Raw genomic sequence first — 22779 nt, 5'->3', positions numbered from 1 at the left:
GGACGGGAAGCGGCCGGGACCACCGAGGAATGCGGCCGAGAACAGAAGACGGGACACGGGGAGTGCCTTCAGGTGGCCACAGTGGAGCCGACACGCGCCGACGACACCGATCCGGACCCGGGACCCGGGCCGCGAATACGCCGGCCGGCGACTGACGCGGGGACGACCGGCGCGGGTGGACCCGCCGCCGGGGTGCGGGCGGGCAGGACCGCGTCCGGCGCCTTCGAGGCTCTCCGGCAGCGGCTGCTGCGGCATCCCGTGCTGTCGCTCACCGCGCTGTCGGGTGTGCTGCACATCATCTGGTTCTTCACGTTCGCGAACAGCGGCGGCGACCTCGCGGCGCAGGACGCCTGGGCGGAGTTCGTCGGCCGTCACCCCGACTCGGCCTACAACCTCGCCTGGTACGGCGGCATGCACCCGGTCTCGTACAGCGTGGTGTCGCCGTATCTGATGTCGGTCCTCGGCGTCCGTACGACGATGATGATCGCCGGGACGGTGTCGGCGGGCCTGCTGACGCTGGTGCTGATCCGCAGCCGGGGGGTGCGGAACCCGCTGTGGGCCTCGCTCGCCGGGGTCGTCGCGTTCCTGTGCAACGCGATCTCCGGGCGGGTCACCTTCGGGCTCGGCATGATGTTCGCGCTCGGCGCGGTCGCGGCCGTGTTCTGCTGGCCGCACCGGTGGCGGTACAAACGCTGGGCGAAGGCGCTGGTCGCCGCCCCGCTGGCCGCGCTCGCCACGATGGCGTCGCCGGTCGCGGGGCTGTTCGTGGGTCTGGTCGCGGCGGCGCTGTTCCTCCAGAAGCGGCGGCCGGGCGCGTGGGCGCTGGGTCTCGCGCCGACGGCGGTGGTCGCGGTGTCGGCCTGGTTGTTCCCGTTCTCCGGAACTCAGCCGATGGCCATCGGCTCGGTGATCCTGCCGCTGCTGTACGGCCTGCTGTGCCTGTTCCTGGTGCCGAAGGAGTGGGTGACCGTCCGGCTGACGGCCGCGGTGTACAGCCTCGGTGTCGTCCTGGTGTGGCTGATCAACTCGCAGATCGGGTCGAACATATCCCGGCTGCCGATGCTGTTCGCGGGCGCGACGCTGATCGCCGTGCTGCCGTACACGGTGCGGAAGTCGCGCCCGTGGTACCTGACCGTGCTGGCGCTGCTCGGCTTCTCCGGCTGGCTCGGTTTCAAGACGGTGGACGACATCATCCACACGACGCCGGCCGCGTCCTGGGCGCGGGAGCTGGCGCCGCTGGTCCACGAGTTGCAGAAGGCCGGTGCCGAGAAGGGCCGCGTCGAGGTGGTCCCGGCCCGCTCCCACCGCGAGGCCTCGGCCCTCGCCCCGTACGTGAACCTGGCCCGCGGCTGGAACCGGCAGGCCGACATGGAGCGCAACCCGCTCTTCTACGACGACACGCTCAACTCGGCGAACTACCACGAGTGGCTCCAGCGGTGGGCCGTGCACTTCGTGGTGCTGCCCCGGGACAACCCGGACGGGGACGGCGGTGAGCGCGAGCGGGAGCTGCTGCGGCGCGGGATGCCGTATCTGGAGCAGGTGTGGGGCGACGCCAACTGGCAACTGTTCAAGGTGACCGATCCGGCGCCGCTCGCCGAGCCGAACGCGGTGGTGGACCGGGCCGAGCAGGGCGAGATGACGCTGGAGGTGCGCAGGGCGGGGCGGATCCTGATCCGGATCCCGTACTCGCCGTGGCTGAGCGTCGTCGACGAGCACGGCAAGAGTGTGCGGCCGCCGCGGCTGTCTCCCGACGCGCCGAAGACGTACCGGAACGTCGACGGGTGTCTGATGCAGACGCCGGAGGACGCGAACGGGGACCGGTGGACGGTGTTGCTGGCGCCGCACACGGGGACGTATCACCTGGCCGCGCCCTATCAGCTACCGCGCGGTACGCCGTGTCCGGACGAGCTGAAGAGGCCGTGAGGGTAGTGGCGGCGGGCCGCGTGCGGGTCCGTCCGCCCGCCTGACGCAGGCCCCGCGGTCGCTCGTGAGCGGCCCGGCCCGCCGCCGTGCCGGCGCGGTGCCGGGCCGCTTTCGTTCGTGGTGCGGCCACGGCCATCACGTTCATGTAGATGAACTCAGATCAGTACCACGGACGATTTTGCCTCGACTTGACTTACCGCTCGCTTGTCGTGTTCATGTGCTCGGACCCACGATCGGGCACATGAACAGTCTCGACTGGGCCGTGCTCATCGGCTACTTCGGCGTGATGGTCGCGATCGGCGTCTGGTCGCACAAGCGCGTGGACAACGTCTCGGACTTCTTCACGGCCGGCGGCAGGATGCCCTGGTGGCTGTCCGGCATCTCGCACCACATGTCGGGCTACAGCGCGGTGATGTTCACCGGGTACGCGGGCATCGCCTACACCTACGGCGTCACCTCGTTCGTCACCTGGTCCTTCCCCATCGCGTTCGGCATCGCCATCGGCTCGAAACTGTTCGCGCCGCGGATCAACCGGCTGCGCTCCCGGCTCCATGTGGCCTCCCCGCTGGAGTACCTGAAGAACCGGTACGACCTGCGCACCCAGCAGGCGCTCGCCTGGTCCGGCATGCTGCTGAAGATCGTGGACGTCGGCGCGAAATGGGCGGCGATCTCCACCCTGCTGTCCGTGTTCACGGGCGTGTCGCTGAACCAGGGCATCCTGATCACCGGCGCGATCACGGCGGTCTACTGCACGATCGGCGGCCTGTGGGCGGACGCGCTGACCGAACTCGGCCAGTTCGTCATCCAGTTGCTGGCCGGTGTCTCCATGTTCGTCGCGGCCGTGCTGAAGCTCGGCGACCGGGACATCGGCTTCCTCGACGCCTGGCACGAGCCGGCCCTGCACGGCCACGGCAAGCCGCTGGTCGGCCCGTACACCACGGTGTTCCTGCTGGCGTTCCTGTTCATCAAGCTCTTCGAGTACAACGGCGGCATGCTCAACCAGGCCCAGCGCTACATGGCGACGGGCAGCGCGCACGAGGCCGAGCGCTCGGCCCGGCTGTCGGCGATCCTGTGGCTGGTCTGGCCGGTGGTCCTGTTCTTCCCGATGTGGATGTCCCCGCTGCTGGTCCACGCGCAGAAGCCGGACGGCTCCGACTCCTACGCCCTGATGACCCAACAGCTACTGCCGCACGGCCTGCTCGGCCTGGTCATCGTCGGTTTCTTCTCGCACACCATGGCCATGTGCTCCTCCGACGCGAACGCGATCTCGGCGGTGTTCACCCGGGATGTGGCGCCGGTGCTGTCGGCGCGGGCACGGGCGTGGGGCGAGCGGTCGGGGCTGGTCGCGGCCCGGGTGACCACGGTCGTCTTCCTCGGCCTGTCCATGGCGGTGGCCACGCAGGTCAACTCGCCCGCGTTCAAGGACATCATCACGGTCGTCATCAAGTGGGTGGCCGGTCTGATGGGGCCGATCGCGATCCCGATGATGCTCGGTCTGCTCCGCCCGTTCCGCCGCTCCGGCCCGACGGCGGCCCTCACAAGCTGGGCGGCGGGCCTGCTGGCCTTCTGGCTGGTCAACTACCCGGTCAACTGGAACATCGACGGAGGCGTCCCGCTCCAGTACCAGGTCTCGGTGCCGCTCGCGGTCTCCCTGGTCCTGTACGTCCTGATCGGCTATCTGAAGCCGGAGGAGACCCCGGCGCGGCTGGCCGTCATCGAGAAGGTCAACACGGACGGGGACGCGGCGGCAACGGTCCCGGTGCCGGCCACGGCGGGAGACGACATCATCGGAGCGCCCAACAAGCCCCTGTAGCCTGCCGGTTGGTCACCAGCTTGGCATGAACGGGGAAAACATGGGTCTGGACTCAGTGCGCGCGGCCTCCAGGGTGGTGGGCCGCCGCACCACTCTTCGCTATCTCGCCGCCGGTGTCGGAGCGTCCCTGCTCGCCGCGTGCAAGGGCAACGGCACGGGCGGCTCCAGCGGTGAGTCGCCCGGTGAGTCGGACACCGGTTCGGGCGAGCGGCTCGAGGTGGAGTACACCAAGCAGGCGGGTGTGCGCATCCGTCACACGGAGACGAGCGGCAGCATGACCGTCCACCACTGCGTGCGGGCCTGAGAGCCGGGAGGGGGGAGCCGCCCACGCCGCGAGGTGCTCCCGGGCGGCGGTGACCGTCTCGGGGGCGCTGTCCACGCGGCCCCCGGGGAGCGGTCCCCGGCTTCTGGCCGCGTCACGCCCTCGGGTACCGGGCCAGCCAGCCCGGTGACGACCCGGCGGGGCCGTGCAGGGCGGGGCCCTGGGTCATCTCCATCGCGAAGTCGTCGGCGAGTTCCAGCATCGTCGGGCGGCCCTCCAGCTCGGCCAGCCAGGCCGGGGGGAGGGCCGTCTCGCCGTGCAGGGCGCCGAGGAGGCCGCCGGTCAGGGCGCCCGCGGCGGCCGAGGGGCCGCTCTGGTTCACCGCCAGGCACAGCCCGTGCCGTACGTCCTCACCGACCAGCGCGCAGTACACGGCCGCGGCCAGCAGCCCGTCCGCCGTGCCGTCCCCGGCCAGCTCCTCCACCCGGTCCGGGTCCGGGACGCCTTGCCGTACGGCGCTGAGGGCGTGCCGCAGGGCGTCCGCGACCGGCTCGTGGCCGGGGCGGACGGCGAGCAGGTCGAGGGCCCCCCGCACGGCACCCTCCAGGCTCTCGCCCCGGGCCAGCCCGTGCACGATCACGGCGTACGCGGCCGCCGACAGACAGGCGAGGGGGTGGCCGTGGGTCTGGGCCGCGCACTCCACCGCAAGCTGGACGACGAGCTGCGGTTCCCAGCCGACCAGCAGTCCGAACGGCGCCGACCGGGCGACGGCCTCCGGCCCCGGTTCGCCGGGGTTCTTCGGCCGCTCCAGCGTGCCCATGACGGCGTCGCCGAGTCCGATGAGCAGCGCCCGGGTCGGCTCGCGGCGGGCGTACAGCCACTCCTCGCGGGCCAGCCACCCGTCGTCCTTGCGGCGTTCGTCCGGTCCCCAGTCCGTCTGGGTGGCGGCCCAGCGCCGGTACGCCCGGTGCAGGTCGGTCGGCGGGTGCCAGGCGCCGGTGTCGCGGCGCACCTGGGCGCGTATCAGGCCGTCGACGGTGAACAGGGTGAGCTGGGTGTGGTGGGTGACCGTGCCCTGCCGCCCGTGTCCGAAGGCGAGGTCGAGCAGCCCCTCGGGGCCGTAGGCCGCCCGGATCCCGTCCAAGGACAGCGCGTCCGCCGGGCCGCCCAGCGCGTCGCCCACGGCGGTGCCGAGGAGGGTGCCGCGCACCCTGCTGCGGAAGTCCTGCTGTTCGGCACGGCCCCAGACGGCGCCGGACGTCGCACCCACCAGGCCTCCTCACGGCACCGTCCATCCGTACGACGCTAGGCACTGTAATCGACCGGGGACGGTCCGTTCAGTGGGGCGAAGCGGGCCGAAGGGGACGGGGGCGGCGCGGGGTGGCGGATTCCGTGCGCGGGGATCGCGGCACCCCCACGCGAGCCGCCCGCGGTCGGGCAAGATGCCAGCCATGGACATGACCACGCGCACCTCGCGCACCTCCAGTACCGCGGCCGGCCTCCTCACCGGCATCATCGCCCTGTACATCGCCCTGGTGGCCGTCGGGAACATCACCGACTTCGGCACCAACCAGCAGTTCGTCCGGCACGTGCTGGCGATGGACACGACGTTCCGGGACGACGCCCTGATGCGGCGGGCCATCACGAGCACCGGCCTCCAGGACACCGCTTACGTCCTGATCATCGCGTGGGAGACGGTGGCGGCCCTGGTCCTGGTGTGGGGCACGTACCTGTGGGCGCGGGGGCGGCACGGCCTCGCCCGGCGCGTGTCCACCTACGGGCTGCTGATGCTGCTGCTGCTCTTCGGTGCCGGGTTCATCGCGATCGGCGGCGAGTGGTTCGCGATGTGGCAGTCGAAGAGCTGGAACGGGCTGGACGCGGCGACCCGGGTGTTCCTGATCACCGGAGTCGCCCTGATCGTCAACCACCTGCCCGGCGACGGGCGGCCGGACGCTAGTTGACGACCGCGACCCTGGTGCCCTGGTCGCCGAAGGCCCACAGCGCGGCGCCGTCCTCCTTGTGCATGCGTATGCCGCCCAGCTTCTGGCCGTTCGCCGGCGGCGGCGAGGCACCGTCCAGGGCGTTGGAGAAGGCTATGTTCACGCCGGACGCCTTGGTGAAGTACATGACGTGCTCGATCTCCACGCCGTCCGAGCCCTTGAGGGACTGGGTGCGCAGGGTGACCGAGTAGCGGCCGGGCCGCGGGTCGACCGTGCCCGGCCACACCGGGAACGTGCGGCCGGCCCGGCCGGTCGCGTCGACCAGCCACACCCGCTTCGCGCCGAGCGAGTAGACGATGCGACGGCCCTCGCCGGACGCGTCCGGCAGGGCCGGCACGGCCGGCGTCCTCGGGGTCGGGGAGGCGTGGGCGCTCGCCGACGCCGACGGGCCGGGCCGGGCCGTCGCGGCCGTGGGATGCGGCGCGTGGTCCGCCTGCACGGCGAGGGCGACGACGACCGCGGTCGCCCCCGCCGTCAGACCGGTGACCCAGGCCCACGAGGGCAGTAGGGCAGCCACGGGTACGCATCTCCTCCGCTACGGGGCCCCTTCTGGGATCGGGGGTCGGATCATCGTACTCAGTCCAGGACGGGCAGCAGTTCCGGCAGGTGCCCGTCGGACGCCTCGGCCGCCCGCCGCCGCTCCCCGGGGACCTCGCCGTAGAGGGTGGTGCGCGGTTTCGCCGGGCGGCCGGCCGCCTCCGCCACCGCCACCAGGTCGCGGACCGACTTGTACGAGCCGTAGGAGGAGCCCGCCATCCGGGAGATGGTCTCCTCCATGAGCGTGCCGCCCAGGTCGTTCGCGCCGGAGCGGAGCATCTCCGCCGCCCCCTCGGTGCCCAGCTTCACCCAGCTCGTCTGGATGTTGGGGATCCAGGGGTGCAGGAGCAGACGGGCCATCGCGGTCACCGCCCGGTTGTCCCGCGTCGTCGGGCCCGGGCGGGCGATGCCCGCCAGGTACACCGGCGCGTTCGTGTGGATGAAGGGCAGGGTCACGAACTCCGTGAAGCCGCCCGTCTCCCGCTGGATCCCGGCCAGGGTGCGCAGGTGGCCGAGCCAGTGGCGGGGCTGGTCCACATGCCCGTACATCATGGTGGACGACGAGCGGATACCCAGCTCGTGCGCCGTCGTGATCACCTCGATCCAGGTGGCCGTGGGCAGTTTGCCCTTGGTCAGCACCCAGCGGACCTCGTCGTCCAGGATCTCGGCCGCGGTACCGGGGACGGAGTCCAGACCGGCCTCCTTCGCCGCGGTCAGCCACTCGCGCACGGACATCCCGGTCCGGCTCGCGCCGTTGACGACCTCCATCGGGGAGAAGGCGTGCACGTGCATGCCGGGGACGCGTTCCTTGACCGCCCTGGCGATGTCGAAGTACGCCGTGCCCGGCAGGTCCGGGTGGATGCCGCCCTGCATGCACACCTCGACCGCGCCGACGTCCCACGCCTGCTGCGCCCGGTCCGCCACCTGCTCCAGTGAGAGCGTGTACGCGTCCGCGTCCGTGCGGCGCTGCGCGAAGGCGCAGAACCGGCAGCCGGTGTAGCAGACGTTGGTGAAGTTGATGTTGCGGGTGACGATGTAGGTGACGTCGTCGCCGACGACCGTCCTGCGGACGTCGTCGGCCACCCGGCACAGCGCGTCCAGTGCCGGGCCGTCCGCGTGGAACAGGGCGAGCGCCTCGGCGTCGGTCAGGCGCGTCGGGTCGTCGGCGGCGGTGCGCAGCGCCCCGCGCACGTCGGCGTCGATGCGCTGCGGCGCCATGCCGGGGGCCGCCGCCTCGCGCAGGGCCTCCCAGTCGCCGTAGACCTCGTCGAAGTCCCCGCGCCGGTCGGCCGTGCGGCCCTCGGTGTCGATGGACGTGTGCAGGTCGGTGCGGCCCGTCGCCGTGAAGGCCTCGTCGGGCTCCTGCCACGGCCGGCCCTCGACGACCGCGTCCGGGCGGGCCAGGCCCGTCGCCGGGTCGGCGAGGGCGCTGACGTGCGGGCGCAGCCGCGGGTCCAGCCAGGGCTCGCCGCGGCGGACGAACTCCGGGTAGACGCAGAGGCGTTCGCGCAGCTCGAAGCCCGCCGCCCGGGACCTCCGCGCCAGTTCCTCGATCTGCGGCCAGGGGCGTTCGGGGTTGACGTGGTCGATGGTGAGCGGGGAGACACCGCCCCAGTCGTCGATGCCCGCCCCGATGAGCCGCTCGTACTCGCTGTCGACCAGGTTCGGCGGGGCCTGCAGGCACGCGGTGGCGCCCATGATGTGCCGGGCGACGGCGACGGTGGCGACGAGGTCGTCCAGTTCGGCGTCCGGCATGCCGCGCATCGCCGTATCCGGCTTGGCGCGGAAGTTCTGGATGATCAGTTCCTGGATGCCGTGGTGGGCGCGGGCGACCTTGCGCAGGGCGAACAGGGACTCCGCGCGCTCCTCGTACGTCTCGCCGATGCCGATGAGCAGGCCGGAGGTGAAGGGCACGGAGGAGCGGCCCGCGTCCTCCAGCACCCGCAGCCGTACGGCCGGCTCCTTGTCCGGGGAGCCGTGGTGCGGGCCGCCCGGCTCGGACCACAGCCGCGTCGCGGTCGTCTCCAGCATCATGCCCATGCTCGGCGCGACCGGCTTCAGACGCTGGAAGTCCGTCCAGCTCATGACGCCCGGGTTGAGGTGGGGCAGCAGGCCCGTCTCCTCCAGGATGCGGATGGAGACGGCGCGGACGTAGGCGATCGTGTCGTCGTAGCCGTGCGCGTCGAGCCACTCGCGCGCCTCGGGCCACCGGTCCTCGGGCTTGTCACCGAGGGTGATCAGGGCTTCCTTGCAGCCGAGGGCGGCGCCCTTGCGGGCGATGTCCAGCACCTCGTCGGGGGACATGAACATCCCGTGTCCCTCGCGGCGCAGCCGGCCCGGCACGGTCGCGAAGGTGCAGTAGTGGCACCTGTCCCGGCAGAGCCGGGTCAGGGGGACGAAGACGCTCTTCGAGTACGTGATGACGCCGGGCCTGCCCGCCGCCTCGAGTCCCGCGTCCCGCACCCGGGCGGCCGACGCGGCGAGGCCGGTGAGCGCCTCGCCGCGCGCCTGGAGCAGGACCGCCGCCTCGGCCACGTCGAGGGCGACGCCGTCCCGGGCACGTTTGAGGGCGCGACGCATGGAGTTCTCGGTGGGGCCGGTTCCGGGGGTCGCGGAAGTCGTCATCTCTTGAGCATACGTTCGCGTTGATCACCCCCACGGGGCCCTCGGGACCTACAGCAGCGGCGTGTACGCGTCGAGCGCGCGCAGCACCTCCGCCTCCCCGGCGGGCGGCAACTGGAGCACGACCTCCTCGACGCCCAGCTCGGCGTAGTGGGCGAGTTTGCCGGGGGTGGGCCGGACGGCGTACGGGACGATCTGGAGGGCGGCCGGGTCACGGCCCGCGTCCTGCCACACCGAGCGCAGGACGGGCAGCGCCTCGGTGAGCCCGCGCCCGCCGATCGGCAGCCAGCCGTCGGCGAACTCGGCGATGTGCGCGAACAGCCTGGGCCCCGCGGCCCCGCCGACGAGCGTGCGGGGACCGGTGACCGGTCCGCGCGGCTCCTGCACGGGCTTGGGGTGGGCGAGGCTGGCCCGCACGCCGCCGAACTCCCCGGCGTACGCGGTGGGCTCCTGCGTCCACAGGGCGCGCATCAGCGCCATCCGGTCCCGGACCAGCGCACGCCGGGTCCCCCAGCGCACCCCGTGGTCGGCGGCCTCCTCCACGTTCCAGCCGTAGCCGAGGCCGAGGGTGAACCGGCCGCCGGACAGGTGGTCCAGGGTGGCGATCTGCTTGGCGAGGTCGATCGGGTCGTGCTGGGCGACCAGGGTGATGCCGGTGCCCAGGCCGAGGCGGTCGGTGACGGCGGCGGCCTGGCCGAGGGCGACGAACGGGTCGAGGGTACGGCCGTACTCGCGCGGCAGATCACCGCCGGCGGGGTACGGGCTGGTGCGCTCCACCGGGATGTGGGTGTGCTCGGGGAGATACAGGCCGGCGAAGCCGCGGGCCTCTAGTTCGCGGGCGAGACGGGTCGGGGTGACGGTCTCGTCGGTGAGGAAGACCGTGACGGAGATACGCATGCGGCATCTGTACCGGGCGCCGGCCCGTCTGTCCATACCGACTGGTCGGAATCGGGCATCCGGAGAGGGCCCGGCCGAGGGCGGCGGCGGTACGGGCGTCCGGCACGGACCTGCCGGCGGTCCGGCTGGGCCCGACGGGCCGAGCGGGCACCCCGCGTCCCCCATGTCCCGCTATAGCGCGCCTGTTTGACGGAACGTCAGTCGTGGCCGTCGGGCGGACCGGATGCGGAGACCGTGTGAGGGCCTTGTGCACCGGAACCCGTCGCCTGTGATCGGCGTCTCCCACGGCTGACGCAACCCCTGGGAACAAGGCAAACTGACGGGGTTGTTCGTGATGCCGAGGGGGACGAACGCATGGACGGTCGGCCGCGAGTACCCGAGCAGCGGTGCGCCGGCTCCGTGGCCACCGCGGAGGCGGCCCCGCTGCGCTTCGGCGTGCTCGGCCCGGTACGGGCCTGGCGCGGCGAGGAGGCGCTCAGCACGGGTTCCCCCCAGCAGCGCGCCCTGCTGGCCGCCCTGCTGCTGCGCGGAGGCCGTACGGCCACGGCGGCGGAACTCATCGACGCGCTGTGGGGGTCCGAGCCGCCGTCCCAGGCGCTGGCGGCGGTCCGCACGTACGCGTCCCGGCTGCGCAAGAGCCTGGATCCCGGCGTGCTGGTCAGCGAGTCCGGCGGCTACGCCGTCCGCGGGCTGCGCGAGGGCGCCCTGGACGCGACGGTCGCGCAGGACCTGGCGACGGAGGCGGAGAAGGCCCGGGCCGCCGGGGACCTCGCCCACGCCCGCACCCTGCTGAACAGGGCACTGGCGCTCTGGGACGGCGAACCGCTCGCGGGCGTCCCCGGCCCCTACGCCGAGGCCCAGCGGGCCCGGCTGGAGGAATGGCGCCTCGGCCTGCTGGAGGCGCGCCTGGACATGGACCTGGAGCAGGGCTGCCACGCCGAGGCCGTCTCGGAACTGACCGCCCTGACCGCCGCCCACCCGCTGCGCGAACGCCTGCGCGAGCTGCTGATGCTGGCCCTGTACCGCAGCGGCCGGCAGGCGGAGGCCCTCGCCGTGTACGCCGACACCCGCCGCCTGCTGGCCGAGGAACTCGGCGTGGACCCGCGTCCCGGCCTGCGGGAACTCCAGCAGCGCATCCTCCGGGCCGACCCGGCCCTGGCCGAGCCCTCGGCGCCCGTGGCGGAGCCCGCCGCGGTGTCCGTCCGCCCGGCGCAACTCCCGGCGTCCGTGCCCGACTTCACCGGCCGGGCCGCGTTGGTGTCGGAGCTGGGCGAGGTGCTCTCCTCGGCGTCCGAGACGGAGGGCCGGGTGATGGCGGTGTCGGCGCTGGCCGGCATCGGAGGCGTCGGCAAGACGACCCTGGCGGTCCACGTGGCCCACCGCGCCCGCACCGCCTTCCCCGACGGCCAGTTGTACGTGGACCTCCAGGGCGCGGGCCCCCGCCCCGCCGAACCGGAGACCGTCCTCGGCTCCTTCCTGCGCGCCCTCGGCACCGCCGACTCCGCGATCCCCGACTCCCCGGCGGAACGGGCGGCCCTGTACCGCTCGGTCCTGGACGGCCGCCGGGTCCTGGTCCTGCTGGACAACGCCAAGGACGCGGCCCAGGTACGGCCCCTGCTGCCCGGCACCGAGGGCTGCGCCGCCCTGGTCACCTCCCGGGTCCGCATGCTCGACCTCGCCGGGGCCCACCTGGTCGACCTGGACGTGATGTCCCCCGACGAGGCCCTGTGCCTGTTCACGAGGATCGTGGGCGAGGAACGGGTGGCCGCGGAACGCGAGGCCGCGCTGGACGTGGTCGCCGCCTGCGGCTTCCTCCCCCTCGCGATCCGCATCGCCGCCTCCCGGCTGGCGGCCCGCCGCACCTGGACGGTGTCCGTCCTCGCGGCCAAGCTCGCCGACGGACGCCGGCGTCTGGACGAGCTCCAGGCCGGCGACCTCGCCGTGAAGGCCACCTTCGAACTGGGCTACGGCCAGTTGGAACCCGCCCAGGCCCGCGCCTTCCGCCTGTTGGGCCTCGCCGACGGCCCCGACCTCTCCCTGGCGGCGGCGGCAGCGGTCCTGGACCTCCCCGCGGACGACACGGAGGACCTCCTGGAGTCCCTGGTGGACACGTCCCTCCTGGAGTCGGCGGCACCCGGCCGCTACCGCTTCCACGACCTGGTCCGCCTCTACGCCCGGGCGTGCGCGGAGCGCGACGAACAACCGCCGGGCGAACGGGAGGCGGCCCTGTCCCGACTGCTGGACTTCTACCTGGCGACGGCGGCGGGGGTCTACGCCATCGAACGGCCCGGGGACCGGCTGGTGGACCACCGGGAGGCCACGGCGTACCCGGGGCTGGCCTTCGACGACCGGCACCAGGCCCGCGACTGGCTGTACGCGGAGGCCACGACCCTGCTGGCGTGCGTGCGGCAGTCCACGGCTCCCGGCCGCCTCAGGCGCGCCGTGGATCTGCTGTGGGCCGCCATCGACCTGACCGAGTCGGGCGCCAACTCCCGGGAGTACGAGGCGACCGGCGACTCCATCCGCGCCGCGGCACGGGCGGCGGCCGACCGGCACGCGGAGGCACGCGCCCTCGTCACCCTGGCCAACGCCCATCATCTGACCGGCCGGTTCGAACTCGCCGACGAGGAGGCCGGCCAGGCGCTGCGGCTCGCGGACCTGACGGGAGACCCCCTCCCCTGCTGCTGGGCCTCCAACATGCTGGGCATCATCGCGCTGTACCAGGGCCGGTTCGAGGACGGCGAGAAGCACCTGACCCGGGCCATCGACAGCTTCCGCTCCTGCGCGGACCGCCCCGGCGAGGCCAGCGCCCTGTGCAACCTCTCGCGGATCCGGCTGGCCATGGGACACACCCGCAGCGCCGTCTCCCTGGCCCAGCAGGGCACCGACATGTACGACGACATGGGGCACGCCCTGAAGGGCGCCAACGGGCGGTACGCGCTGGGGCTCGCGCTCACCCAGTGCGGCCGGTACGAGCAGGCCGCGGAGCGTCTGGAGGAAGCGCTCTCGGTGTTCCGGGACAGCCGGCAGCGTCTGTGGGAGGGCATGTCACTGTTCCGGCTCGCGGAACTCGCCCTGGCGGCCGGACGCCCGGCGCAGGCGGCGACCGATGCCGAGACGGCGCTCGCCCTCCTGCGCGAGGTCGGGGGCGACTGGCGGCGCGGGAACGTGCTCACCGTGCTGGGTCGCGCCCTGACCGGCATCGGGCAGCCCGGCCGGGCACAGGTCTGCTGGCAGGAGGCGCTCGAGATCTTCGACGCCCTGAAGGCCGCGGAGGCCGGGGAGGTCAGGGCCCTTCTCCAGCCCCGTGCCCTCGCCTGAAGCCGGGCGCGTTCATCGTTCGTTTATCGCCTCAGGGCACTCTCGTGCTGTCGATCCGTCACGTCGGGGGGCACGCGGGCCGGCGAGCGGCCACACCGTAAGGTGTAGCGGCCCGAAGGCCCGTCCGGTGGCACTCGGGGGAGTGCCGGACGGGCCTTCCAGGCCACGGAGCAAGAACTTTCAGGGGAGCGAAGTCATGAGCGACAACCAGACGACCGAGGCAGCGGCGGCGAACACCGAGGCGGCCGAGATCACCACGCTGAACAGCCACGCCACCATCCAGCCGGTGAAGCTGAGCCCCGTCTCCGGTGACGGGACCACCGGTGAGGCCACGCCGGACAACTCGCACGCCACCGACGAGACGGTCTGACCGGCCTCTCATCCGACGGGGGAATCGGCCGCGGCGGCGCGGAGGGGGAGCCGTCGCGGCCGAGGCATGTCCGGAAGCCGGTGGTTCCCGGGAACCACCGGCGCCGCGCCGTCGGGCGGGACGGCCGGGGGGCGTGCCGTCTGGCGGGGGCCGGGTGGCGGGGGTAGCGTCGGCCGTGGACGGCCGCCGTCCGGAGCCCTTCCGTGTACACCGGTGCGACGGCCGTCGCGCGCTACGCGGTCCGCGCGGTCCCCGTGCCCTTCTCCGCGTCCAGCGCGTACACGCACCGGTCCTTGCTGCACGCGTACACCACCCCGTCCCGGACGACCGGCGAGCCGGTGATCTCACCGCCCGTGGCGAGCTTCCAGCGCAGCCGGCCGTCGTCGGCCTTGAGGGTGTACAGCAGGTGGTCGGTGGAGCCGAAGTGGATGCGGCCCTCCGCCACGGCGGGCGCGCCCACGACGTCACCGCCCGCCTGGAAGCGCCACTTGGGCGTGCCCGTGACCGCGTCCAGGGTGTACAGCCCCTTTCCGCTGCCGACGTGCACGTGCCCGGCGGCCACCAGGACGGGCTCCACCGAGGAGCGGGCCTCCGTCGCGATGCGCCAGCGGTCGCGGCCGTCGGCGGCGTCGAGGGCGTAGACCGTGCCGAGGTAGTCGGCGAGGTAGACGCCGCCGCCGGTGACGGCCGGGCCCGGGGCGAACGCGGGCGGGGACAGGAAGACCGCGGGGGCCTCGAAGTGCCAGCGGACCATGCCGCTCGCCGCCTCGACGGCGAGGACCCGGGTGCCGGCGGAGAGGTAGACGCAGCCGTCGGGGGCCGGGGCGAGACGGACGGGGACGCCGCCGCAGGAGGCCGCGTCGCCGATGGGGTACGACCAGCGTTCCTCGCCGGTGCGGGCCTCCAGGGCGCGCAGCCGGGCGTCCTGCCACACGTAGACCGTGCCGTCGTGGACGACCGGGCCCGCCTCGGGGGACTCGAAGTCGGTCTGGCAGCCGGTGATCTCCCACAGCTTCTGGCCGTTGACCGCGTCCCAGGCCTGCGCGCCGCCGCCCCGGGTGCCGGTGACGACGGTGCCGCGGTCGGCGTTCAGGGAGTACACCCACGCGTCCGTGGACAGCCGCCACAGGTCGGTGCCCTCGCGGGCGTCCAGGGCGAACAGGGTGGGACCGTCGGAGGCGTGGACACGGCCGTCCGCCACCGCCATGGACCAGGCCACGTCCCGGGTCTTGAACCGGCGGCGGCCGGTGGCCACGTCCAGGGCGTGCACCTCGAAGGAGGTGACGTAGACGAGGTCGCCGTCGACCGACGGGGTGCCCCAGACGTCGTTGGACATGCGGAAACGCCAGGGGCGCCAGCCACCCGAGGTCTCCGGGGGCGACGGCGGCACGGGCGGTACGGCGGGGTCGGCGCCGGCCACGCCGGGGCGGGGCCGGGACCAACTGGCCACCAGGCCGGCCTCGGGCGGCGGCGCCTTGACGGCCGCGGCGCGGGCGTCGGCGACCCGGGGGCCGGGGCCGATGGGCACCTGGGCGCCGGCCAGCCGGATCGGGCCCGTGTCGGGGGCTCCGGCCGGGGTGGGCACGGACGCCGGGACCGGGGGGTCGTAGGGCGGCGGCGGGGGGACGGCCTGCCGGCCACCGCTGCGGGGTCCGCCGGTGGCGACCGGGGCGGCCTTGACGGCCGTACGGCCGCCGCGGCGGGTCTCGATGAGCGCGACCGCCTTCTCCGGCAGCCAGGCGGAGGCGGTGCCGCTGTCGTCGGAGCCGGAGCCGAACAGGTGCGGGGCAAGCTGCGACTGGAGGTCGGCGGGGCTGGGGCGGCCGGTGGCCTCCATCTGCATGCAGGCGTCGATGAGCGGGCGCAGTTCGTCCGGGAGGCCGGTGAGGTCGGGGCCCTCGCGGAGCAGCATGAAGACGGTCTCGACCGGGTTGGCGCCGTGGAAGGGCGGGTGGCCGGTGGCCGCGAAGACAAGGGTGGAGCCGAGCGAGAAGACGTCGCTGGCGCCGGTGACGCTGCGGGAGTCCTTGGCCTGCTCCGGGGACATGTAGGCGGGGGTGCCGACGGCGACGTTCGTCATCGTCAGCCGGGTGTTCGAGACACCGGAGGCGATACCGAAGTCGATCACCCGGGGGCCGTCCTCGACGACGAGGACGTTGGACGGCTTGAGGTCGCGGTGGACCAGGCCCGCGCCGTGGATGGACTGGAGGGCCTCGGCGACGCCCGCCGCGAGCCAGCGCACGGCCTGCGCCGGGAGCGGCCCGCAATCGTTCACTATCTCTTCCAGCGAGGGCGCGGGCACGTAGGCGGTGGCCAGCCAGGGCACGGCGGCGCGCGGGTCGGCGTCGACCACGGCCGCGGTGTAGAAGCCGGAGACCGCGCGGGCCGCCTCCACCTCGCGGGTGAAGCGGACGCGGAAGAGCTGGTCCTCGGCCAGCTCGGTGCGCACCGTCTTGATCGCCACGCGCCGGCCGGACGCCGAGCGCGCGAGATAGACCAGCCCCATGCCGCCGGCCCCCAGCCGGCCCAGCACCTCGAACGGCCCGATCCGCCGCGGATCGTGCTGCGTAAGCTGATCCACCACTTGCCTGCCACCTCCCCGTACGAGCCGCGCCACCCACATATGTACGCGACCGAAGTGCAGCGTCTCACCACCGCACCGCCATGGCGGCACGCACCCCGATTCTTCCTGGCCGGGCGGCTGGTTGCGAACCCGGTCAGATATCGGGGTGTCTCATGTCAAAGCGGACGCGTCAGCGCGCCAGCAGCGCGAACGACGCCCCCTGATTGTCGGTGACCACGGCCACGCGTCCGTACGACGCCTCGAAGGGTGGCGCCTGCACCCGCCCGCCGAGCCGCCCCACGAGCCCCAGGGAGTCCGCCAGCTCCGCGACCCGGAAATGGGCGAGGAAGTGCGAGGGCATCTCGGCGGGGAACACCTCGGTGACCTCCGCGCGGCCGAAGTCGGGTTCGGCGCCGCCACCGAACAGGGCGTCGTGGAAGAGGCCGCCGTAGAAGGCGTTGGCGCCGGCGGTGTCCCGGGTGTACAGCTCGGCCCAGACGAAGGTGCCGGGCTCGTGCCGCCGGTCGAAGCCGCGGTGGGTGCCGGGCTGCCACAGCCCGAACACCGCGCCCTCGGGGTCGGCGGCCAGGGCGGCGGTCCCGAGGTCGCCCACCGGGAACGGGGCCATGACCACCTGCCCGCCGGCCGCCGTGATCCGCCGGCCGAGGGCCTCGGCGTCGGAGGTGGCGAAGGAGACGGTCCAGACGGTGGGCATGCGGCCGTCCGACTTCGGGGCCAGCGAGGCGACGAGGCCGCCGTCCAGCCGTGCCCACACGGCGGAACCGTGGGCCTCCTCGAAGGTCCACCCGAAGAGCCCGCCGTAGAACCGCTTGCCCGCCTCGACGTCGGGTAGCTGGGCGTCGACCCAGCAGGGGACGCCCTCCCCGTACACCTCTTCGTTCCTGGATGCCCTGTTTTCGGCCATGCGGTCAAAGTAACCGGGCCGCGCGCAGCGCGCAGACCAGGCACGCCACCCTCGATCCCCCCGCGCACCCCATTTGCAGTCGGCCGAATCGCGCTCCCATCACCCCTCGGTAAGCTGACGACATGACAGGACAGGTGCGTACCGTCGACGGCCGCGTGGCCGGCCGGCGTGGGCAGGCGACCCGGCAGAAGCTGCTCGACTGCCTCAGCGAGATGCTCAGCTCCTCCCCCTACCGGGACGTCAAGGTCATCGATGTCGCCCGCAGGGCGGGGACGTCGCCGGCGACCTTCTACCAGTACTTCCCGGACGTCGAGGGCGCCGTCCTGGAGGTCGCCGAGCAGATGGCGGCCGAGGGCACGGGGCTGACCGAACTGCTCGGGGGACGCACCTGGGCCGGCCGGTCGGGCTGGCAGACCTCGCAGGAACTCGTGGACGGGTTCCTGGAGTTCTGGCGCCGCAACGACGCGATCCTGCGGGTGATCGACCTCGGCGCGGCCGAGGGGGACAAACGGTTCCACAAGATCCGCATGAAGATCCTGAACTCGGTGAACACCTCTCTCGCCGGCTCCATCGCCGAACTCCAGTCCAAGGGCAGGGTCGACAAGGACGTGAACCCGGCGGCGGTGGCCGGTGCGCTGGTCGCCATGCTCGCGGCGGTCGCGGGCCACCAGAAGGGCCCCTCGCCCTGGGGCGTGAAGGCGGCCGAACTCAAGCCCGCTCTGGCGCTGTTGGTGCACCTGGGCGTGACCGGCAGGAAGCCGAGCAAGTAGCGCCCACTCCTTATGCCACTCCTTATGTCCCGGCCCATGTCCTGTCCGGCAGGCGGTGGTTCACCCGAGGTGAACCACCGCCTGTGTCGTCATGCCGGCAACGGCCGGTCCCGCACCACGTGTTTCATCACCAGTGTCGACGTCAGCCGCTGCACCCCCGGCAGGGTCGCCAGCCGCTCGTCGTACAGCCGCTGGAAGGCGGCCAGGTCGGCGGTGGCGACCCGGAGCAGATAGTCCGGTTCCCCGAAGAGCCGCTGGGCGTCCAGCACATGCTCCAGCTCACCGACCGCCCGCTCGAACCCGGCGACCGTGTCCCGGTCCTCCTGCCGCATGGACACGAAGACCAGTGCCTCGAAGTTCAGCCCGAGCGCCGTCGCGTCCACCACCGCGCGGTAACCCTGGATGGCGCCGGACCGCTCCAGCTCGCGCAGCCGCCGGTGGCAGGGCGAGACGCTCAGCCGCACCCGGGCGGCCAGCTCGGTCACGGTCAGCCGCCCGTCCTCTTGCAGCTCGGCAAGGATTTTCCGGTCCACATCGTCCATGAAGAAGATATTTGCTCAGACCTCGCGATCATGGGCAAACTTCGGGAACACTTTCGGGCCATTCGGGCCTAATGTCCCCGACATGGACTCGGGACTGCTCTTCTCCTTCCTCGTCGTGGACCTGCTGCTGGTGTGCGTGCCGGGCGCCGACTGGGCGTACGTCATCGCGGGCGCCCTGCGCGGCAGCCCGGTCCCGCGCGCGGTGGCGGGCCTGGTCTGCGGATACGCGCTGCACACGGCCCTGGCGGCGGCCGGCCTCGCGGTGCTGGTGGCGGGCTCCCCCCGGCTGCTGACGGCGCTGACCGTGGCCGGCGCCGGCTATCTGCTGTGGCTGGGCTGGGGCGTCCTGCGCCGCCCGGCGGCCCCCGGCGCCGCCGACGGGCCCCCGCCGGCCGGGCGGCCGTTCCTGCGCGGCGCGACGATCAGCGGCCTGAACCCCAAGGGCCTGCTGCTCTATCTCTCCGTCCTCCCCCAGTTCCTCACCCTGCGCGGCGCCCACCTCCCCGTCCCCGCGCAGACGGCGGCACTCGGGCTGCTCCACATGGCGTGCTGCGCGGCCGTCTACCTCAGCGTCGGGGTCCTCGCCCGCACCCTGCTCACCGCCCGCCCCGCGGCGGCGCGCGCGGTGACCCGCACCTCCGGCGCGGCGATGCTGGGCATCGGCGCCCTGCTGCTGGTGGAACGGCTGGCCACGCTCTAGGGTTCCCGCGCCCGGGGCCCCGGGGACGGCGGCGCCCGGGCCCGCGGCGCGAGGCATCGGGGACAGTGGCGTCGGGCGGGAGTGAGACCGCGTCCACCGGTGATACTCGCCCCATGGCACAAAAGGATCTCCACGTACTCCTCCGCTCGCTGCGCGTCTGGGACCCCGGGGTGACGGAGCTGCGTCCCTTCGACCCGGACACGGCACCTCCCACACCGCTGACCCTGTTCACGGACTGGTTCGCGGAGGCGGTGGCGGCGGGGCAGCCGGAGCCGCACACCATGTCGCTGGCGACCGTGGACGAGGAGGGCCGGCCGGATGCGCGGATCGTGATGCTGCACGGCGCCGACGCGGACGGCTGGTCCTTCGCCACGCACGCCACGAGCCGCAAGGGCCGCGACCTGGGCGCCCGGCCGTATGCCGCCCTCACCTTCTACTGGCCGGTGCTCGGGCGGCAGGTACGGCTGCGGGGGCCGGTGGCGGCGGCGCCGTCGCCGGAGAGCCAGGCCGATCTGCACGCGCGCTCCACCGGCGCGCTGGCCGCGGCGCTGACCGGGCGGCAGAGCGAGGAGCTGTCCTCGGCGGCCGAGCTGCGGGAGGCCTCGGAGGCGGCGTGGGAGAGGGCACGGGAGAACCCGGACGAGCCGTCGCCGACCTGGACGCTGTACCGGGTCCGCCCGGAGACGGTGGAGTTCTTCCAGGGGGACGCGCGACGCCGGCACGTCCGGCTGGAGTACCGGAGCACGGGGTTCGGCTGGAGCAGGGGCCTGCTGTGGCCCTGAGGGCGCCGGCCGGGCACTGAGCCGGGGGTCCACCGGGCGGGGCGTGCCGGCGGCCGTGGGCGCGCCGCGGGCCGGGCGCCGTGATCAATCCGCAACCGATTCCGGTCTTGACCGAGACCCATCAACCTGGTGGGTGATTACGCTCCCGCTCATGGCCGTCTCCCGCCCCTCCCCCGCCCCTCTCCCGCCGACCCCCGCGGACCGCCCGGTCTACGTCATCGGCGCCGGTCCGGGCGGCCTGGCCGCCGCCCACGCGCTGCGGGCACGGGGCGTACGGGCCGTGGTGCTGGAGAGGTCCGACCGGGTGGGCGCCTCCTGGCGCCGGCACTACGACCGGCTGCGGCTGCACACCACCCGGCGGCTGTCCGCGCTGCCCGGCCTCGCCATCCCCCGCCGGTTCGGGCGCTGGGTGGCCCGGGACAACGTGGTGCGCTACCTGGAGAAGTACGCCGAACACCACCGGCTGGAGATCGTCACCGGGGTGGAGGTGCACCGCGTCGAGCGGACCGGGGACGGCACCGGCTGGCTGCTGCACGCCTCCGGCGGACGGGAGCTGACCGGCACCGCGGTGGTCGTCGCGACCGGCCACAACCACACCCCGCGCGTCCCCGACTGGCCCGGCCGCCGGACGTACACCGGGGAGTTCCTGCACGCGGGCGAGTACCGCGCCGCCGGGCCGTACGCCGGCCGGGACGTGCTCGTCGTCGGCATCGGCAACACCGGCGCGGAGATCGCCGTCGACCTGGTGGAGGGCGGGGCCGCGCGGGTGCGGCTGGCGGTGCGCACGGCGCCGCACATCCTGCGCCGGTCGACCCTCGGCTGGGCCGCCCAGTACACGGGCGTGCTGGTCCGGCGGCTGCCGGTGCGGCTCGTGGACCGGCTCGCCGGTCCGGTGACCCGGCTCAGCACCCCCGACCTCTCCGCGCACGGGCTGCCGCGCCCGGACACCGGCCTCTACAGCAGGGTGCGGCAGGGCGCGATCCCGGTCCAGGACGTCGGCCTGACCGACGCCGTGCGCGGCGGCAAGGTGGAGATCGTCGCCGCCGTCGAGGCGTTCGACGACGGGAAGGTGGTCCTCGCCGACGGCAGCCGGATCACACCCGACGTGGTGATCGCGGCGACCGGGTACGTCCGGGCGCTGGAGGGGCTCGTCGGGCACCTCGGGGTGCTGGACGAACGCGGGCGGCCGGTGGTGCACGGCGGCCGTACGCCCGCGCAGGCGCCCGGCCTGTACTTCACCGGCTTCACCAACCCGATCAGCGGGATGTTGCGGGAGCTGGCGATCGACGCGCGCAGGATCGCGCGGGCCGTCGCCAGGAGCCTTCCCGCCCGGGGGTGACCCCGCCGGGCGCCCTCACGCGGCGACCGGGAGGGCGGCCGGGCGGCGGCGGATGACCAGGGACATGAGGGCCGCCGCCGCGCACAGGGTGCCGGAGGCGTACCAGACCAGGTCGTACGAGCCGAGGACGTCGTGGGCGAGACCGCCGAGGTAGGCGACGAGGGCGGCGCCGATCTGGTGGGAGGCGAGGACCCAGCCGAAGACGATGGCGCTGTCCTCGCCGAACCGCTCGCGGCACAGGGCCAGGGTGGGCGGGACGGTGGCCACCCAGTCCAGGCCGTAGAAGACGATGAAGAAGAGCATCGGCGGGTGCACGGCGGGACCCAGCAGCATCGGCAGGAAGAGCAGTGACAGGCCGCGCAGGGCGTAGTAGACGGCGAGCAGGCGGCGCGGTTCGAAGCGGTCGGTGAACCAGCCGGAGGCGATCGTGCCGACGACGTCGAACACGCCGATCACCGCGAGCAGCGAGGCCGCCGTCGTCACGGGCATCCCGTGGTCGTGCTCGGCGGGCACGAAGTGGGTCTGGATCAGCCCGTTGGTGGAGGCACCGCAGATCGCGAAGGTGCCGGCGAGCAGCCAGAAGGTGCCCGTCCGGGCGGCAGAGGACAGGACGGTCAGCGTGCGGCGGGCTGCGCCGGTGACGGGCGGCGGCTTCGGCACGAACTCCCGCGCGCCGTACGGAGCCACGCCCACGTCGGCCGGGTGGTCGCGCAGCAGCAGCCAGACGAAGGGCACCACCGCGAGCGCGGCAAGGGCGACGGTCACCGCGGCGGGACGCCAATGGTGCCGCTCGACGATCCGGGACAGCAGCGGCAGGAAGATCAGCTGCCCGGAGGCGGAGGCCGCGGTGAGGATGCCGCTGACCAGGCCGCGCCGCTCGGTGAACCAGCGGTTGGTGACGGTCGCGGCGAAGGCCAGCGCCATGGAGCCGGTACCGAGGCCGACCAGCAGACCCCAGCACAGCCACAGTTGCCAGGCCGCCGTCATCCAGACCGTCAGCCCGGAGCCGGCCGCGATCACGGTGAGCGCGACGGCGACCACGCGCCGTATGCCGAAGCGGTCCATCAGCGCGGCGGCGAAGGGCGCGGTGAGGCCGTACAGCGCGAGGTTGAGGGAGACTGCCGCGCCGATCGTGCCGCGCGACCAGCCGAACTCCTGGTTCAGCGGGTCGATGAGCAGGCCGGGCAGGGAACGGAAGGCCGCCGCGCCGATGATCGTGACGAATGTGACGGCGGCGACGAACCAGGCACGGTGCACGCGGTGGTGGCGGGCCCACGGGGCCTGGACGGGAGCGGCGTCCGGGGCGGGGGTGGCGTCCGGGGCGGGGGCTGGGCTTGTCCGAGTCACGTCACCCAGCCTCCGATCCTCGCGCGCGTGCGACGAGTGGCCCGGAGGACAGCCTTCGCTACGATC

General features: G+C 73.5%; 18 protein-coding genes. 10 read left to right on the top strand and 8 right to left on the bottom strand.

From position 1 onward, the window contains the following. Positions 1–72: 72 nt before the first annotated feature. The 3 genes from D9753_RS20140 (at position 73) to D9753_RS20130 (ending at position 4040) form a co-directional block, all read left to right on the top strand. Positions 73–1923 (top strand): MFS transporter, encoded by a 1851-nt coding sequence (locus D9753_RS20140; RefSeq protein WP_205614210.1) that lies wholly within the window; start codon positions 73–75, stop codon positions 1921–1923. A gap of 241 nt (positions 1924–2164) precedes the next feature. After that, positions 2165–3736, top strand: coding sequence for a sodium:solute symporter family protein (locus D9753_RS20135; RefSeq protein WP_121788257.1), 1572 nt, complete (start codon positions 2165–2167; stop codon positions 3734–3736). A 40-nt stretch (positions 3737–3776) separates the two neighbouring features. After that, positions 3777–4040, top strand: coding sequence for a hypothetical protein (locus D9753_RS20130; protein ID WP_121788256.1), 264 nt, complete (start codon positions 3777–3779; stop codon positions 4038–4040). 112 nt (positions 4041–4152) lie between these two features. Here the strand turns inward: D9753_RS20130 and D9753_RS20125 are convergent, their stop codons facing one another. Then, the gene (locus D9753_RS20125; protein WP_121788255.1) at positions 4153–5268 is read right to left on the bottom strand and encodes an ADP-ribosylglycohydrolase family protein; all 1116 of its coding nucleotides are present in this window, start codon (positions 5266–5268) and stop codon (positions 4153–4155) included. A 187-nt stretch (positions 5269–5455) separates the two neighbouring features. Here D9753_RS20125 and D9753_RS20120 point away from each other — a divergent pair, with 187 nt between their 5' ends. Next, the gene (locus tag D9753_RS20120; RefSeq protein WP_121791182.1) at positions 5456–5959 is read left to right on the top strand and encodes a DUF2165 domain-containing protein; all 504 of its coding nucleotides are present in this window, start codon (positions 5456–5458) and stop codon (positions 5957–5959) included. On the opposite strand, the gene D9753_RS20115 is transcribed toward D9753_RS20120, so the two are convergent. The 3 genes from D9753_RS20115 to D9753_RS20105 are packed head-to-tail and all read right to left on the bottom strand — an operon-like array spanning position 5952 to position 10054. Beyond that, on the bottom strand, positions 5952–6515 hold the full coding sequence (locus tag D9753_RS20115) for a hypothetical protein (RefSeq protein WP_121788254.1): 564 nt from the start codon (positions 6513–6515) through the stop codon (positions 5952–5954). The two genes, D9753_RS20120 and D9753_RS20115, sit on opposite strands and share 8 nt — an antisense overlap. Before the next feature lie 59 nt (positions 6516–6574). Continuing rightward, positions 6575–9160 carry a bifunctional FO biosynthesis protein CofGH gene (locus tag D9753_RS20110; RefSeq protein ID WP_121788253.1) on the bottom strand — a complete coding sequence of 862 codons (2586 nt, stop codon included), beginning with the start codon at positions 9158–9160 and terminating at the stop codon, positions 6575–6577. 48 nt (positions 9161–9208) lie between these two features. Then, the gene (locus D9753_RS20105; RefSeq protein ID WP_121788252.1) at positions 9209–10054 is read right to left on the bottom strand and encodes an LLM class F420-dependent oxidoreductase; all 846 of its coding nucleotides are present in this window, start codon (positions 10052–10054) and stop codon (positions 9209–9211) included. A 354-nt stretch (positions 10055–10408) separates the two neighbouring features. Here D9753_RS20105 and D9753_RS20095 point away from each other — a divergent pair, with 354 nt between their 5' ends. Then, the gene (locus tag D9753_RS20095) at positions 10409–13375 is read left to right on the top strand and encodes an AfsR/SARP family transcriptional regulator (RefSeq protein WP_121788251.1); all 2967 of its coding nucleotides are present in this window, start codon (positions 10409–10411) and stop codon (positions 13373–13375) included. A gap of 196 nt (positions 13376–13571) precedes the next feature. Continuing rightward, positions 13572–13745 carry a hypothetical protein gene (locus D9753_RS36610; RefSeq protein WP_163010742.1) on the top strand — a complete coding sequence of 58 codons (174 nt, stop codon included), beginning with the start codon at positions 13572–13574 and terminating at the stop codon, positions 13743–13745. A 232-nt stretch (positions 13746–13977) separates the two neighbouring features. Here D9753_RS36610 and D9753_RS20090 read toward each other — a convergent pair whose 3' ends face one another. Both D9753_RS20090 and D9753_RS20085 read right to left on the bottom strand, forming a co-directional pair. Then, entirely contained in the window at positions 13978–16329 is a 2352-nt protein-coding gene (locus D9753_RS20090; RefSeq protein WP_121788250.1) for an outer membrane protein assembly factor BamB family protein, read from the bottom strand. A 169-nt stretch (positions 16330–16498) separates the two neighbouring features. After that, positions 16499–17233 carry a VOC family protein gene (locus tag D9753_RS20085; RefSeq protein ID WP_121788249.1) on the bottom strand — a complete coding sequence of 245 codons (735 nt, stop codon included), beginning with the start codon at positions 17231–17233 and terminating at the stop codon, positions 16499–16501. Positions 17234–17367: 134 nt separating this feature from the next. Between D9753_RS20085 and D9753_RS20080 the strand changes: the two genes are divergently transcribed. After that, positions 17368–18003, top strand: a complete 636-nt coding sequence (locus D9753_RS20080) for a TetR family transcriptional regulator (protein ID WP_121788248.1) — start codon at positions 17368–17370, stop codon at positions 18001–18003. A gap of 89 nt (positions 18004–18092) precedes the next feature. On the opposite strand, the gene D9753_RS20075 is transcribed toward D9753_RS20080, so the two are convergent. Next, entirely contained in the window at positions 18093–18545 is a 453-nt protein-coding gene (locus tag D9753_RS20075; RefSeq protein ID WP_121788247.1) for an Lrp/AsnC family transcriptional regulator, read from the bottom strand. Positions 18546–18627: 82 nt separating this feature from the next. On the opposite strand from D9753_RS20075, the gene D9753_RS20070 reads away from it, so the two are divergent. The 3 genes from D9753_RS20070 to D9753_RS20060 all read left to right on the top strand — a co-directional run bounded on the left by D9753_RS20070 (position 18628) and on the right by D9753_RS20060 (position 21366). Continuing rightward, positions 18628–19245 (top strand): LysE family translocator, encoded by a 618-nt coding sequence (locus D9753_RS20070; RefSeq protein WP_121788246.1) that lies wholly within the window; start codon positions 18628–18630, stop codon positions 19243–19245. 113 nt (positions 19246–19358) lie between these two features. Further along, on the top strand, positions 19359–20027 hold the full coding sequence (locus tag D9753_RS20065) for a pyridoxine/pyridoxamine 5'-phosphate oxidase (RefSeq protein WP_121788245.1): 669 nt from the start codon (positions 19359–19361) through the stop codon (positions 20025–20027). Between the two features lie 151 nt (positions 20028–20178). Then, positions 20179–21366, top strand: coding sequence for a flavin-containing monooxygenase (locus D9753_RS20060; protein ID WP_121788244.1), 1188 nt, complete (start codon positions 20179–20181; stop codon positions 21364–21366). 15 nt (positions 21367–21381) lie between these two features. On the opposite strand, the gene D9753_RS20055 is transcribed toward D9753_RS20060, so the two are convergent. After that, positions 21382–22623, bottom strand: coding sequence for an MFS transporter (locus tag D9753_RS20055; RefSeq protein ID WP_121788243.1), 1242 nt, complete (start codon positions 22621–22623; stop codon positions 21382–21384). Positions 22624–22779 lie beyond the last annotated feature (156 nt).

Source organism: Streptomyces dangxiongensis, assembly GCF_003675325.1.
Lineage (GTDB): Bacteria > Actinomycetota > Actinomycetes > Streptomycetales > Streptomycetaceae > Streptomyces > Streptomyces dangxiongensis.
This window is presented reverse-complemented; position numbering and strand designations above follow the sequence as displayed.